Source organism: Shewanella benthica KT99 (genome assembly GCF_000172075.1).
GTDB classification, from domain to species: domain Bacteria; phylum Pseudomonadota; class Gammaproteobacteria; order Enterobacterales; family Shewanellaceae; genus Shewanella; species Shewanella benthica_A.
This window is the reverse complement of the sequence record NZ_ABIC01000006.1, coordinates 15,145-28,858: the sequence shown is the minus strand read 5'-3', so window position 1 is coordinate 28,858 and position 13,714 is coordinate 15,145. Positions and strand designations below refer to the sequence as shown.

Sequence of the window (13,714 nt, the reverse complement as noted above, 5' to 3'; positions counted from 1 at the left end):
GGATTGCATGTTATCGGCATATAAAAGTAAGTGGATAAAAAACGGTGCTCAAATGGCACCGTTTTTTTATCGCGAGTAAGAGCATATGTTAATTAACAAAAGAAACCCTAATCTCAATGTTAAATCTGGCTTAGCTCAGTCTTGCTCTGCCCAATAAATCATAAAGTTGTGACATCTCTATCCGGCTAAAATCACCTTAAATTGACTTTGTAGTGACTCATCATCTTGCTGACCGTACTTGATCAGCAGATCATCTTTACCATCACCATTGAGGTCTTCGCTAGATACCATGCCACCGTCTTGAGGCAGCTGGACTCGGATTTTTTCGCTCCTGTTAACAAAAAGCCTGTCACTGCCTAGAAATATCTGCAAGGTATCATCTCCGTCTGACAACAACAGATCTTGCAGCCCATCACCATTAATATCCGCCAGCTTGACCACAGGGGTGCCACTTTGACCCGAGGTGAGGCTGAGGCTTAACTCCACCTCTTTACTAAAATTGGCATCATCGGAGAACTGGCTATTCTCATCCATCTTAAATAGATACACATCCTGATCGATACTGCCCGAAATCAAGGCGCCGATGATCTGTGATAAGCCGATGTCGAACCCCGCCACCAGCACCTCATCTTTGTTATCGCCGTCGATATCGATAAATTCTAACCCTGTTAAGGTGCCATCGGCTCTAATCACGCTATTAGGCTTCTGCGGAAACGTCAGCTGTCCCTTGATGTTTTCACCCAGATAAATCTCATAATCATTCACCCTATCCAGCACACCTGAGCTCTTGGTGTAACGCACCACCATATCGGTTAAGCCATCGTTATTGATATCTTTAAGCTGCTCCACTTTGCGGTAAATCAAGTCACTCTGATCTAACTGCTCACCGTAAGCGTCGCGCTTATTCCACCAATCCAGACCGCTGATAGCCAGACGAACCGAGCTGTATTTAGCGATAGGATCGAAATTGCCCGACTCATCTTGTCTATACACCTCTAGCTCCCCCTCACCTATCTTAACGACATCCAACTTACCATCGAGATTGATATCGGCACTATAGAGTTTTGACTGAGTGTAGCGAACACCATCGTTATAAAGTCGGACTTGAGGCTTAATCGGCAGTGGCTGCCTTTGATAACTGCCATCGGTTTGTGCGATAAACAGCTCTACCTGATCGAAGTCGCTAATGATGATGTCATCCAGGCCATCACCATTAAGATCTCGAATAAAATCACTGTCACTAATGTAGTCGGGGCTATGCTTGAGCGACATTGAGTTGATATCGGCAACAATTTGGAAGGGATTTAACTTATCACCGGGAACGAATCTAATTAAATGCTTACTCGATAAGAACATCAATTGCTGCATTTCATTAGCATTAGTCGGCGAGTTATCGTTATCACGCCGGGTCAAATCGAAGCTGGCAAGCTCACGAGGAAATTTAACTTTTAAAGACTCGGTATACTTGCCCTTCACCTTATCGAAAGCAAAAACGGCTAACCACTTCTGCCGGGAATCATCCACACCGAAGATAACTAGCTCTTTGCCACTCGTCGCTAGCAAATTAGCCGGCAATATTGGATGAGTCAGCTTGAAGCTTGTTTCAACACTGTGAGATTCGAGGATTACAGCCGAATTTTTTGGAGGCCGCATTAGCGCCAACCGATGCCAGAGCCAGCATAGGTAAGAGCAATACAGGTAATGCATGTACGGGGGACGCCGCAAGCATAGATAAAAAAGGTGAACCGTTTCTGATTTTTTCCATTTGCAATAAACTCCAATCTCGCAATAAGCGCCTGACTTTCTCTTTCGTATCGCGCTAAAAACCTATGGGCTTAATCTATCGACTCTGAAAAAAAAAGAAAGTTCAGTTAATAAGATGTTACAAACTAATTAGGCAGGAGCCTAATTAGATACAATTTTTCGCTGAAACCGGCCTGAATGTAGACATGCTCAGATTCACTCATGGCGCTGTTATGAGCATGATAACTATCATCGAACAGTGAAATATCAAGATTCCCACTTAACCAGCGGCAGAGGATGCCACAATATTTTTAACCAATGCCTACCACTCAGAATCAGGGTATAGTTCACAAAAATACAAAAAACGTGACAAAGAAGGATGAACCATGTTTAGTAAAAGTCTTATCGGCCTAAGTGTTTTAGTGGCCTTGTTTGGTTGCACTAATGAACAGACTGAATCTGCAAATAATACGATCGGAGTCACTGCCCAAAGTACACAAGTCGCTCAAACAGCTAAGGTCGACACGGATAAACGAGCGAGTATTGACGCTAGAGTGGCGCAGTTCACTCAAGACTTCATCGAGTCTCAGCCAGCATTGGCCACCTCGTTAAATCTCAGTTATGACATTGCGGGAAACTTTCAACGCCAGCTCCCCGATTACTCTCCGACAGGCATGAAAGCCTTGCAACAAAAAATGCAGTTCGCGGCATCACAGCTAGCCAGTATAGAGACTCAAAATCTATCTGATAACGACAAACGTCACGTCGTCGTTAACCAGGTAATCGCTAATTACTACGCCGGAGATGCGCAATTTAACGCAGGTTATATCGATACCTGGGGCGGACACCTACCTTACATAGTCAACCAAATTAGTGGGCCACTGATCGACATTCCTGCCATATTAACCGATCAGCAGGCTATCTCAGACCTAGGCGATGCTGCAGATTATCTGCACCGCTTAACTGCCTTGGCTGAAATGACTAATCAAGTAAAGGCCAAAGTGGAAGCCGATGCCGCTAACGGTGTCATTCTTCCTAAGCCACTATTTGCCAACACGCTCAAGTTCCTCACTAAGTTTACGGCAAAACCTGCTAGTGAACACAGCCTGGTCACTAGCTTCCAAGAAAAACTGAATGCCACAGATAAAATTGATGCAAAGCATAGAGAGGCTTTCATTGCACAAGCCAGTAAACTCGTCGATGAGCAGATCTATCCCGCATACCGTGATGTTAGCGCTCTGATGACCAGTTTAGCGCGTAAAGCACCCACTGATGTGGGGATTTGGGCCCAGCCCAATGGTGAGTCTTTCTATCAACATGGCATCACCTACTTGGCAGACTCAAATTTGAGTGCCGACGAGATCCATCAGCTGGGCATCGAAGAAGTTAACCGCATCACCAGCGAGATGGACAGCATCTTAAAAGCTAACGGTTACAATAGGGGAAGTGTAGGCGAGCGCATGATCCAACTCAGCAGCGAGCCACGTTTTCTATACGAGAATTCAGATGCTGGCCGTCAACAATTGCTCAAGGATCTCAGCAAAGACATAGAGACAGTGATGACCAAGGCACCACAACTATTCTCGACCTTGCCACCACAAGAGGTGATCGTCATGCGTGTCCCTGTTGAAACCGAGGCTGGGGCTGCAGGTGGATCCTATATACCACCAGCGCTCGATGCTAGTCGTCCCGGCGTCTTCTTTATTAACCTTAAAGATATGACCTCTATCTCCAAATACGGCCTCAAGACGCTCACTTATCATGAAGCAGTACCAGGACACCACTTCCAGATAGCCCTTAACATGCTGCAAAAGGATATTGGCCTGATGCGTCAAAACGCTTCATTCAATGCCTATATTGAAGGCTGGGCCCTGTACTCAGAGTTGCTTGCCTCTGAAATGGGCATGTATGAAAATGATCCTTGGGGTAACTTGGGCCGTCTCAAGGCCGAGGCTTATCGCGCCGCGAGACTCGTAGTCGATACCGGACTTCATCATAAAAAGTGGACTCGCCAGCAGGCCATAGAATATGTTGCCGAAGCGACTGGGTCCACCCAAAAAAAGGTGACTTCTGCTATCGACCGTTATATCGCCTGGCCGGGTCAAGCCCTGGGCTACAAGCTTGGCATGTTGAAGCTAGTCGAGCTCAGAGCCAAGGCGCAACAAACTCTGGGAGACAAGTTTGATATCCGCGCCTTCCATGATCTCATCTTACTACCAGGCGCCAGACCTATGTCTGTAGTCCAATCCGATGTCGAGCAATGGATAAAAGCACAAACATAGGCCGGAGCCATAATTAATCTAACCTATGGCTAGGCCGAATCTTAGGCCTAGCCATATTTCAGTTACTCATTCAGTCTAGCGAGTATTTCATTAGTGATCTTACTGCTGAAGACCATAGAAAGATGCAGAGCGACGAAGAACGTCTTATTCTCAGCCAACTCCCAATGTGAACTGGTACTCGGCACTATGGTGTAATCGATAGATGTTCTGTAAGAATAGAGTTTTAGCCCATCGAGCCGGTCTGCAGATTCATCTAAGGACCTGAGCAGTTCACTATCGGGCCTGAGTTGTTTCATCGCTTTCGATGGATAAGGCAGATAGGCCATGTAGCTGCCGCTATGAGGACTAGAGATGGTAAATAAGTGGCTAGTTCTTGAATACCCTTCGAGATGTTGCAGGTAATATCTCGCAACGATACCCCCCATGCTGAAGCCGATAAGCACTATGCGCTGATGTTCACCGTAGCGCTTATCTATCTGGCTCTTTAGGCTATTGGCGGCATACTCAACGCCATGGCGACCATCAAAGGGTTTTAGCGTCGGGGTGAAACACTCGAATCCCTGAGACTCAAACTGTCTTCTCATCCAGCTCATCACAGATCCCGTATTAAAAATACCATGCACTAAAACCAGTTTAGGCTTTCCCTCTGTTATGGTCATCACTGATCGCTTCTCATTATTTCTAAATACTAACTTGGATTAACACCACTTTTAGTTATCGGTTTTGCTATCATGGCGCCGCTGTCACTAGTTACAGCCAATACACCAATGTCAATATTAGTCATCTATACGAGTCAATGACCATGTCTATCTCCGCATTATTAGCCACAGCTCTCGAAAAGCGTCAAGACTTACTTACCCAAGCTAAAACGAACCACACAGATTGTTACCGGGTATTTCATGGCACAGCCGAAGGCGTAAATGGCTTAAACATAGATAGATATGGCGAAGCCTGGTTAATTCAAAGCTTTCATCAGACATTGAATGAAGTCGAGCTAAAAGAGATAAGTGACTCGCTAACTCGAGTCGAAGATCTGCCCATTATCTACAACGACCGCTCCGATAAGAATTCACGCGTGATGAACCCGCTGGATGTCATTACCCAAGACTTTGCTAACCAAGCTCAGGTGATACATGAGAATGGCATCAAGTTTACCTCTAAGCTGCGTCATGAGGGACAAGATCCCTTGCTGTTTCTGGATATGCGAGCGGGTCGTGAATTCGTCAAGGCAAACAGCCTGAATAAAACCGTACTCAACCTATTTTCATATACCTGCGGCATAGGCACAGCCGCCGCGGTAGGCGGAGCCAGCAGGGTGATGAATGTGGACTTCTCATCGTTTGCATTAACCGCAGGTAAAAAGAATGCCGAGCTAAATAATGTCGACGATGTCTGTGAGTTTGTCCAGAGTGATGCCTTCCCGGCACTGCGTCAGCTAGCCGGACTTAAGGTCGGTGGGCGTCGTAACCAGAAGCTACCTAAATACCCTAAACTAACAGCGACTCAGTTTGACTTGGTATTTCTCGATCCACCTCGCTTCGCCAAGAGCCCTTTCGGTATCGTCGACCTTATCAATGACTACCAGAGTCTATTTAAGCCCGCACTACTGACAACGAAACCGGGTGGCACCATAATCTGCTGTAATAACGTCGCTAAGGTCGAACGAGCGGCCTGGTTTGATGCCCTGGTTCGCTGCGTCGAGAAACAAGGACGCACGGTAACCAGCCATACCTGGCTAGATTGCCATCAGGACTTCCCGTCATTTGACGGGAATCACCCACTGAAGATGGTCTCCCTGATCATAAGTTAACCGCGCTAATCTATTTTCACTCACTAGTGTAAACATTGGCAATACATTGACATTACATCTCCAGTGTTTGAATATACGCTAGCTTTAGCGAATCAATTTCTAAAACAAAACTTTCAATGACTGAAACGGATTTCAACATATGACAGGTAAGATTATGTCTATGTTAACAATTTGCTTCAGGCCTACATTTCTCGCAAGAGTCCGGTCGCACCTGTCGCTTTAAACTACCACGAATAAAAATAATAAAAGTATGAGTATCAGTTTATGTTACCGACACACGAGCTCAGTCGAGTCGCGACTGTAAAACAGCCACAAGACTCAGAAATTAACAGTAGCTTCCTATCCGTTTTACTGCTGTTATTTATCTGCCACATTCTCACCTTGAATGCGCAAACCAATTTAGAGACCTTCAACTGGTTCAATGAACTTGGCGCTAGCCTACCTAGCTGGTTACTACTGTGCGTGACTGACTTAGGCGACGGCATTACCGCCGGAGCCTTAATCTTAATTTGCCTCACTTATAAGCCTCAATGGTTATATCGTGTCATAGTCACCACGCTGCTGTGTGCATTATGCGTGCATTTTTTAAAACAGTATTTCGATGCCCCCAGGCCTGCTGCCGTACTCGAGGTAATCAATATAATAGGCAAGGCTCGCTATGAGCATGCGTTCCCATCGGGACACACAACGACAGCCTTTGCATTAGCCGGTGTCATCTGGCTACTAGCCGATAAGCTATGGTGTAAACTAAGCGTATTGATGCTGGCGGTTGCGGTGGGGCTTTCTCGTATTGCGGTGGGTGCACACTGGCCAGAAGACATCGCCTTTGGCGCGATATTGGGCTGGTTATTGGCCTATCTGGCTTGCGGTGCCGTGCCATTATCGACACTCAAACTCAAGTATCAATATTGGATTATCTTTGCCCTATCCATGATTGTGCTAGTGAGTGAATTAAAGCATTTAGGCAAAGATCCTTTCTCTGTGCTCCTGTTTAACCGCTATCTCATCATCACGGCGCTTATCTCTCTGACTGTCTACATGTGCAGCAAGTTTCAACTGAGCGATAAGCCGCATAAGTAAACCCAGAGAAGTGAGAACTAGCTCTCCCTTCTCCTCTGAATTAAAGGGACTAAAGCCCACCTAAGGTGAGTTTGGCTGGGTCTAAAAGCTGCTCAAGCTCCTCACGAGAAATGTCGGTCTCTTCCTCGGCGACATCCAGTACGGCTCGACCTTCTTTATAAGACTTCTTAGCAATTTCAGCGGCCTTAGCATAGCCAATAATTGGATTGAGCGCGGTCACTAGAATCGGGTTACGAGCCAAGGTTTTCTGCAATTGCACCTCGTTAACCTTGAATGTCGCTATGGCCTTATCCGCCAATAGATGACTGACATTGGCCAGCAAGCTTATGCTCGAAAGTAAGTTATCGGCAATCATGGGCAACATGACGTTTAATTCAAAATTTCCCGCCTGGCCGCCCACTGTGATGGCGCTATCGTTACCTATGACCTGAGCCGCGACCATAGTGACCGCCTCGGGGATCACCGGATTAACCTTGCCCGGCATGATAGATGAACCGGGCTGCAAGGCTTGCAACTCAATCTCCCCCAAACCGGCTAAGGGTCCCGAATTCATCCAACGTAGGTCGTTCGCTATCTTCATCATAGATACGGCCAGCGTTTTCAACTGCCCCGACAATGAAACTGCAATATCTTGTGTGCCAATATGGCTGAAAAAATTACTCGCCGGAGTAAACGTGAGTCCGGTGACCTCACTGAGCTGATGGTTAAACTCCGCGGCAAAATCTGCATGGGCATTGATGCCTGTGCCCACAGCCGTCCCTCCCTGAGCCAGGCTATGTAATCTCGGCTTAATCCCATCGATCAGGTCGATATTTTGCTCTATTTGACTCGCCCAGCTCAGCAGACTCTGACTCATACGCACAGGCATGGCATCCATAAGATGAGTTCTACCCGTCTTGATATGATGATCGACTTCAGCGGCCTTGTGTTTAATCACTTTCAATAGGTGTTCCAGTGCCGGTAATAAACGATTCTCCAACTCAATGGCGGCACTGATATGAATACAGGAAGGGATGATATCGTTACTGCTCTGACCATAATTGACATGGTCATTGGCACCTACGGTTTGGTTAGCAATTCTAGACGCTAGCGTAGCTAATACCTCGTTAGCATTCATGTTCGAGCTAGTGCCCGAGCCGGTTTGAAACACATCCACCGGAAAATGCTGCATCATGGCCTCATCATCGAGTAGTTGAGACACTGCATCTGAGATACCATCTGCCATATCTTGTGGCAGCAAGGCTAGCTTTGCATTAGCCTGAGCAGCAGCAGATTTAGCCAGAAGTAAGGCACGAATAAATGCCTCAGGCATTCTCTTGCCACTGATGGGAAAGTTATTCACCGCTCGCTGTGTTTGAGCTCCATATAGCGCCGAAGCCGGCACCTCTAGCTCTCCCATGCTGTCTCTTTCAATACGTGTAGTCATGATCTTCCTTTTCATTATTACTGACTAATTAGTTCAATCAGTGGGCCAAACCTGCTTTAAAGAATTGACTAGTGACTCTCAGCTCATAGCTCTTTGCTAAGAGCATGCCGCTCAAGTTCCTGCTTCTGAACATCAGTACCTACTTACCTACCTACCTACCTAGAAAGTGCACTCAGCGGTTTATAGATATTGTCTAAACACCCATAAACTGGCCAATGTCCTTTCTTAGTGGGCCAAGCCTGCTTTGAAAAACTGGCTAGTCACTCTTAGTTCATAGAAAAGCTTCTCAAGTTCCAGCTTCTGAACATCAGTATCTACCAACCTAGAAAGCGCACTTAAGGGCTTATAGATGTTATCTAGACACCACAACCGCCAATGTCCTTCGAGTATGTCATCAGCTAAAGTATCGAGCAATAATCGATACTCTGCCACATGGAGTGACCAGGCAGCATGTTTACAGGCCCCCATAAAAGCTAGCTCCATGGAAAACCAGATTAACACTAGGCTAGGATTATCGACCTCTTCACCGTGGCGTATCTTATGACGAAGCACATTGATGGCAGGATCTTGACTATCGAACTGTGGAAAACATTGGCACATACAAACCACTTAGTGAGAATGACTATTAATATCATTAAGTGGTTTTATACTATATATGTCAATCGTATTTACTCAGCGAGGCTCAAACGATGAACAGAGTATCATTAGGACCATAGGCGGTAAGCGGAGACAAGCTGGAAAGCAGTTCCTAGTTGAAGCTAGGAACTGCTTGGCCTAATCTAAGGTGTAACGATATCGAACACACCTTTAGGCTTATCTAGTAGCGAGAAGAAACTCAGCAGATCCAGCTTGCTGCCCTCGATACTGAGATCATCGGAGAACATGAGATCCGATGCCCTTATCCGGAGTGCCGTGGCGTAATTCAAATGCAGCCGATAGGTACACATCACGCCAAGCGGCAGACTCGGCCTGATAACCAAGTTGATCGTAGCTCTTGGCCAGTAATTCTTTAGCCGATGTATTAGCTCCATCAGCAAAGACCAGATGATTGAGCAGCTCGGCGGCCCAACGATATTCTCCGGCTGCGAAGGCTGTCTTGCCATGAATTAGCACGGCATCGGCGCCGCCCATCAATTCGACATATTTATGCGCCGATTGGGAGCTCGGCAGAGTTTGCCTCTAGGGTATAACTCGTCGCGGGCGTAAAACCATAGGCATCCACCACATTGGGGGCAACGGATAAGGCTGCCATGTCGGCTCGCTCATCGACCTTAGGCTGGCAGGCTAGCAGTAATAAGCTACTGGATAAGAGCAATGTACGGCTGAACTTGATTCGATTTAATCTAATTCCACAAGGGCGAAAACCTTGCTTCAGGCTCTGCTTGGAAATATTTTTGGCAAGCTGCTTGAGAAAAGGCCGCTGACCGCTGTCCATTTTAGTATGATTATTCAACATGGGTACTCACTCTGGCATTAACAACTAGAGCTAACGTATTACACTAATGCAACACCATGGTTATCATTTCCGGCCAATATAAACGCGGGTTTATATTGGCTCAGGTTGAATTTAAAAATGGTGAGTAGCATTAGGCTATGGCTTGCTTCTATGACGAAAAGCGGCTGGACTGGTGCCATGCCAGCGATGAAAAGCACGGGAAAAATTGGTTAGGCTGGTATAACCGAGTTTATCTGAGAGCAAGGTGATCGAAAGTTCGGTATTCATCAAGTTCTCTTGCTTATCGAAAGAGATAGGACAGGACAAACAACTTTGCCAGGGACGCAAATTTTTAGGTTCTGCTCGCATCAGCTCGACACTCAATACAAACTTTTCATGGCCTAAAATAAGCTCACCGTGATGCACCAAGGTAGCAAAAAATGCATCTATCGACATAGGGCTAATATCAACCCCGGGTAATGGGCTAATTGTGAATCCCAGGCGATCAGGGGTTCTCTGCAACTTGATGCTGGCCGAGTTACTCACCAGGGCTGAATAATTTGGCAGGGCTTCGAATGCTTGTGCAAGTGTCGCCGAGGTCATCATCAGTAAGCCCAGGGAGCGGAAATGCATGGGATAAGCATACTGGCCCACGGTCAGGCCGAAATCGTACTATATTTCAATTTATCAGGCATATGAGCCTGCATAGGCTTAGTCGATATTGAGGGCATTTAATACCAATCTCATTAGATATCTGCTCAGTTCAGAGCCACTCAGGCTTTTCAATTCAAGGCGCATTGATGTAGAAATGGTTATTCCCTTTTAAGTCAGTGCAACACAGAAGTGGAACGCCTGAGAGGCTCACGTAGTGCGGCTGATGTTTAAAGAAAAGGGCAAAGCCCTTTATGCTGCGTTACATGTTCTCGATATACGACTGCATGGATGCAGGAGGTAGAGCAATGCAGGAGCTTGTTGCCGAGAATAACTATTAGCTTCAAACATCCGCAAGCCACATGGATGTGGTGAATGTCTATATTGCACGACTATAGGGATATAGGAGGTAGAGTAACGCAGGAGCAGTTACCGAGGAGCAAATATAGACCTTGCCTACAGTGCTTTGAACTCCCGCTGAAAGAGCACATATTTAATAGGGTTGGTATAAGTCACATCAGATCTTATAAGGTACCCTTAGCAATATCACAATCCTTGCTTAAAGATCATGCCAGTAACTATCATATTCAAGGCTTCACCTCTGCGGTAGACAAAAAGCCTTAGCAGACCTTTGTCAGCAACATCAATTGTTTGATCTCAGATCAAGGTAGCGGTGCCCTCACCGATTTAACTAAATTTGGCTTAGGTGACGAGCCCACAACAGATGTTAACCGACCGAGTCAATCTGATCAGTGTTGACTCTCACTTAGGCTTGCAACGGGGAGATTGGTTAACTGAATTAACACCTCTACAGGCACTCGAAGGTCATCGCGCCTTAGTCGAGTTGCAGTTTGAACCGCCGATGTCACTGACCCACCACGATAAGCTCATTGTTCGTGATACCGCCGCAAGCAGTACCTTAGGCGGCGCACAAGTTTTGGAGCTAAGACCCGCTTAGATAGGCAAACGTAAGCCTAAACGGCTGGATTATTTAAACCACTTGGCACAGTGCAACTCACCGAGTAACGCGCTTGAATTCCAAAGCCTGATAAGCCCAGTTTTGGCAACAGATTTCAAGCCAGTTTTTATCTATTATCCATGACTATCATGACCCGTTTCCCGATCAACTTGGATTAGCAATGAGCCGGCTTCAACGTATGAGCCGAGGCAAATACCCTTTCGAAATACACTGCTATGTCATTTCTGATCTCTGTAAGCAAAAGCAGCTTCAGACGAGCCGTGGCTTAGTTCATCTTCCCAGACACAATATTGCACTAACAGAGCGGGAGTCTTTGCTTTGGCAACGTGCCAACTGGCTAATACGCCTCTGTGGTGACTTTTCCATGCTCAATGATATAGCACTCAAGTCGATACGGCACTTCTGCTACAAATTAGTTCAATTATGTTTTTTAACTTCGATATTAAAAGACAGATATGTCATGAGCGAATCTATCTACCACTAAATAGGATAATAAATAACTTAGAATAAACATATAACACCAACGGCGACTATATACACTCACCCTCACCGAATCACCTCAGAAAAACTCAATACATTAGACATGATGGAGCGAGGAAGAAAGCGGGCCTATTAGCCCTGATTAGCTTATCTGTTTGGCGCAGAGATTCAATCTCCCCGATAACTTGCTATAAATTGGCTCATAAAACTAACAAGTAAAAACCTGCTGTCGATCTAGCTTAAATACCTTATCCGCCAGTCGTTTAGTCTGCGCGGGGCAGTGTGACACCATCACCATGGTGTATTGCTGCTTCAATGACTCAAGTAACTGCTCTATCACCTCTGTATTTTCGGGATCCAGAGAAGCCGTTGGTTCATCTAACAAGAGTATCTCGGGCTCAAGCACTAAGGCTCTTGCCAGACATAATCTTTGCTGCTGACCGCCGGACAGTGAGGCGGCATCGGCATTGAGCCTATCTTTAACTTCGCCCCATAACATCACCTGCACTAACACCTTCTCACAGCGTGCTAAGCCCAGAGCCGCATTTAATCCTGCCACAACCTTTAGCGGCAGTAGCAGATTTTCTATGATACTACCCGGTAACAGGTTGGGAGTTTGAAATACCATGCCGACTTTGCGACGTAGCAAAGGCAGGAACTTATGAGCAAGCTGACTAACATCTACCTGTTCCCCGGACAATTTCAAACAAATACTGCCGCTCATATCATGCTGGTCGAAGCAATCATTGAGCCGATTCAACGCCCGCAATAAAGTTGTTTTTCCACAACCCGATGGACCGTTCAGCATGTGTAGCTGCCCCTTAATCAGCCGCAAGTTCACATCTTTGAGGATCGTTTTATCGGCAAAACGAATACTGACTCCCCGAAGGGAACCGACGATGTCATCTCCGGAATTGTGAACGATATCTAACACATTGTCTCCTTTATCAGGCTCTTTGCTGATCCAAATATATTGCAGTTGCGGCGCCTGAGCAGAGCAGCAAGTAAGGTAAAGATAATACTGGTCAGAATGAGTAAGACTAACGCCGCGCCGAAAGCCATATCAAGCTCTTGTTGCGATTGATACTGGGCACTTAAATAAAATATGGTAAATGGTAAGGCTTCGAATCGCTGCAGAAGTCCACCGGGTAACCCCGCATTTGCAACCGCGCCGGTTAACATAATCACCGCGGTATCTTCAGCCGCCCGGCCTATCGCTAGCATGAGCCCACTCATAATTCCAGGGCTGGCTTGTGGCAGTAGCAGACGATAAGTGGCTTGCCATTGAGTCATACCTAAGGCGGCCCCCGTAACCGTCAACTGTTTTGGCAAACTGCTCAATGCATTTTGAGTCGCACAGGCGATATAAGGCAGAATGAGTAGGGCCAAACAGAACGCCGCAAGTAGAAGACTGACGTTGGCTTGGGGAAAGAAACTTGCTCGCAGAACTAAAATCAGGCTAAAACCAAACAGTCCCATTAAAATAGATGGGATCCCGGCCAGAATATCTACCGCTAGACTAAACACTTTCTGAGCCCGTTTTTCCGCAGCACTCGCGAGCCAGATCCCACTGGCAATTCCGGGGAGCGCAGCCAAAGATACCGCACATAAAACGACGGTGAGCGTACCTACGCAGGCAGGCCATATCCCCTCCCAAACTGGCTTCTGCCCCATCATTGCAGCTAGGGGGTCTGTATCACCGAAGAAGAGTTTCAGCCCTAATGTGGGCAACCCCTTAAATATAATGAAACCAATTAAAATCAGCATGATACTGATTAATAAAAGGCTACAGAGCTTACCCCAATGACCTATCCACCGACTCATTCTA

The 13,714-nt window shown here is 46.4% G+C and carries 14 protein-coding genes; 5 read left to right on the top strand and 9 right to left on the bottom strand.

Annotation, left to right across the window (positions count from 1 at the left end; genetic code table 11):
* Positions 1 to 177: 177 nt before the first annotated feature.
* Positions 178 to 1,653 carry an FG-GAP repeat domain-containing protein gene (locus tag KT99_RS03745; protein WP_005497195.1) on the bottom strand — a complete coding sequence of 492 codons (1,476 nt, stop codon included), beginning with the start codon at positions 1,651 to 1,653 and terminating at the stop codon, positions 178 to 180.
* A 476-nt stretch (positions 1,654 to 2,129) separates the two neighbouring features.
* On the opposite strand from KT99_RS03745, the gene KT99_RS03740 reads away from it, so the two are divergent.
* Positions 2,130 to 4,025 (top strand): DUF885 domain-containing protein, encoded by a 1,896-nt coding sequence (locus tag KT99_RS03740; protein WP_005497194.1) that lies wholly within the window; start codon positions 2,130 to 2,132, stop codon positions 4,023 to 4,025.
* Positions 4,026 to 4,087: 62 nt separating this feature from the next.
* Here the strand turns inward: KT99_RS03740 and KT99_RS03735 are convergent, their stop codons facing one another.
* A complete protein-coding gene (locus tag KT99_RS03735; RefSeq protein ID WP_005497192.1) occupies positions 4,088 to 4,684 on the bottom strand; it encodes a lipase family alpha/beta hydrolase in 597 nt (198 codons plus the stop codon).
* Positions 4,685 to 4,827: 143 nt separating this feature from the next.
* Between KT99_RS03735 and KT99_RS03730 the strand changes: the two genes are divergently transcribed.
* Positions 4,828 to 5,835: a class I SAM-dependent rRNA methyltransferase gene (locus KT99_RS03730; protein ID WP_040571592.1), complete on the top strand. Its 1,008-nt coding sequence runs from the start codon at positions 4,828 to 4,830 to the stop codon at positions 5,833 to 5,835.
* 264 nt (positions 5,836 to 6,099) lie between these two features.
* Positions 6,100 to 6,915 (top strand): phosphatase PAP2 family protein, encoded by an 816-nt coding sequence (locus KT99_RS03725; protein WP_005497190.1) that lies wholly within the window; start codon positions 6,100 to 6,102, stop codon positions 6,913 to 6,915.
* Positions 6,916 to 6,964: 49 nt separating this feature from the next.
* Here KT99_RS03725 and KT99_RS03720 read toward each other — a convergent pair whose 3' ends face one another.
* The 5 genes from KT99_RS03720 to KT99_RS03700 all read right to left on the bottom strand — a co-directional run bounded on the left by KT99_RS03720 (position 6,965) and on the right by KT99_RS03700 (position 10,436).
* Entirely contained in the window at positions 6,965 to 8,341 is a 1,377-nt protein-coding gene (locus KT99_RS03720) for a class II fumarate hydratase (protein WP_040571578.1), read from the bottom strand.
* A gap of 225 nt (positions 8,342 to 8,566) precedes the next feature.
* Complete coding sequence (locus KT99_RS03715) at positions 8,567 to 8,941, bottom strand: hypothetical protein (protein ID WP_005497188.1); 375 nt, start codon at positions 8,939 to 8,941, stop codon at positions 8,567 to 8,569.
* Between the two features lie 270 nt (positions 8,942 to 9,211).
* Positions 9,212 to 9,472, bottom strand: coding sequence for an alkyl sulfatase dimerization domain-containing protein (locus KT99_RS03710; RefSeq protein ID WP_005497185.1), 261 nt, complete (start codon positions 9,470 to 9,472; stop codon positions 9,212 to 9,214).
* A 13-nt stretch (positions 9,473 to 9,485) separates the two neighbouring features.
* The gene (locus tag KT99_RS03705; RefSeq protein WP_005497183.1) at positions 9,486 to 9,797 is read right to left on the bottom strand and encodes a hypothetical protein; all 312 of its coding nucleotides are present in this window, start codon (positions 9,795 to 9,797) and stop codon (positions 9,486 to 9,488) included.
* Between the two features lie 135 nt (positions 9,798 to 9,932).
* Positions 9,933 to 10,436, bottom strand: a complete 504-nt coding sequence (locus tag KT99_RS03700) for an AraC family transcriptional regulator (RefSeq protein ID WP_269764035.1) — start codon at positions 10,434 to 10,436, stop codon at positions 9,933 to 9,935.
* A 697-nt stretch (positions 10,437 to 11,133) separates the two neighbouring features.
* Here KT99_RS03700 and KT99_RS03695 point away from each other — a divergent pair.
* Positions 11,134 to 11,385 carry a hypothetical protein gene (locus tag KT99_RS03695; protein WP_157752177.1) on the top strand — a complete coding sequence of 84 codons (252 nt, stop codon included), beginning with the start codon at positions 11,134 to 11,136 and terminating at the stop codon, positions 11,383 to 11,385.
* A 112-nt stretch (positions 11,386 to 11,497) separates the two neighbouring features.
* Positions 11,498 to 11,890, top strand: coding sequence for a DNA/RNA-binding winged helix domain-containing protein (locus tag KT99_RS21910; protein WP_157752179.1), 393 nt, complete (start codon positions 11,498 to 11,500; stop codon positions 11,888 to 11,890).
* 204 nt (positions 11,891 to 12,094) lie between these two features.
* Here KT99_RS21910 and KT99_RS03690 read toward each other — a convergent pair whose 3' ends face one another.
* Positions 12,095 to 12,820 (bottom strand): phosphate ABC transporter ATP-binding protein, encoded by a 726-nt coding sequence (locus KT99_RS03690; protein WP_005497178.1) that lies wholly within the window; start codon positions 12,818 to 12,820, stop codon positions 12,095 to 12,097.
* Positions 12,814 to 13,710 carry a PstA family ABC transporter permease gene (locus KT99_RS03685; protein ID WP_040571577.1) on the bottom strand — a complete coding sequence of 299 codons (897 nt, stop codon included), beginning with the start codon at positions 13,708 to 13,710 and terminating at the stop codon, positions 12,814 to 12,816. Before KT99_RS03685 ends, KT99_RS03690 begins: the two co-directional genes overlap by 7 nt.
* Between the last annotated feature and the right edge of the window lie 4 nt (positions 13,711 to 13,714).

What these genes read in the sequence shown, in the direction of transcription:
- KT99_RS03745 (WP_005497195.1), bottom strand. Translation starts at nt 1,653, where the DNA reads ATGCGGCCTCCAAAAAATTCGGCTGTAATCCTCGAATCTCACAGTGTT.
- KT99_RS03740 (WP_005497194.1), top strand. Translation starts at nt 2,130, where the DNA reads ATGTTTAGTAAAAGTCTTATCGGCCTAAGTGTTTTAGTGGCCTTGTTT.
- KT99_RS03735 (WP_005497192.1), bottom strand. Translation starts at nt 4,684, where the DNA reads ATGACCATAACAGAGGGAAAGCCTAAACTGGTTTTAGTGCATGGTATT.
- KT99_RS03730 (WP_040571592.1), top strand. Translation starts at nt 4,828, where the DNA reads ATGTCTATCTCCGCATTATTAGCCACAGCTCTCGAAAAGCGTCAAGAC.
- KT99_RS03725 (WP_005497190.1), top strand. Translation starts at nt 6,100, where the DNA reads ATGTTACCGACACACGAGCTCAGTCGAGTCGCGACTGTAAAACAGCCA.
- KT99_RS03720 (WP_040571578.1), bottom strand. Translation starts at nt 8,341, where the DNA reads ATGACTACACGTATTGAAAGAGACAGCATGGGAGAGCTAGAGGTGCCG.
- KT99_RS03715 (WP_005497188.1), bottom strand. Translation starts at nt 8,941, where the DNA reads ATGTGCCAATGTTTTCCACAGTTCGATAGTCAAGATCCTGCCATCAAT.
- KT99_RS03710 (WP_005497185.1), bottom strand. Translation starts at nt 9,472, where the DNA reads ATGGGCGGCGCCGATGCCGTGCTAATTCATGGCAAGACAGCCTTCGCA.
- KT99_RS03705 (WP_005497183.1), bottom strand. Translation starts at nt 9,797, where the DNA reads ATGTTGAATAATCATACTAAAATGGACAGCGGTCAGCGGCCTTTTCTC.
- KT99_RS03685 (WP_040571577.1), bottom strand. Translation starts at nt 13,710, where the DNA reads ATGAGTCGGTGGATAGGTCATTGGGGTAAGCTCTGTAGCCTTTTATTA.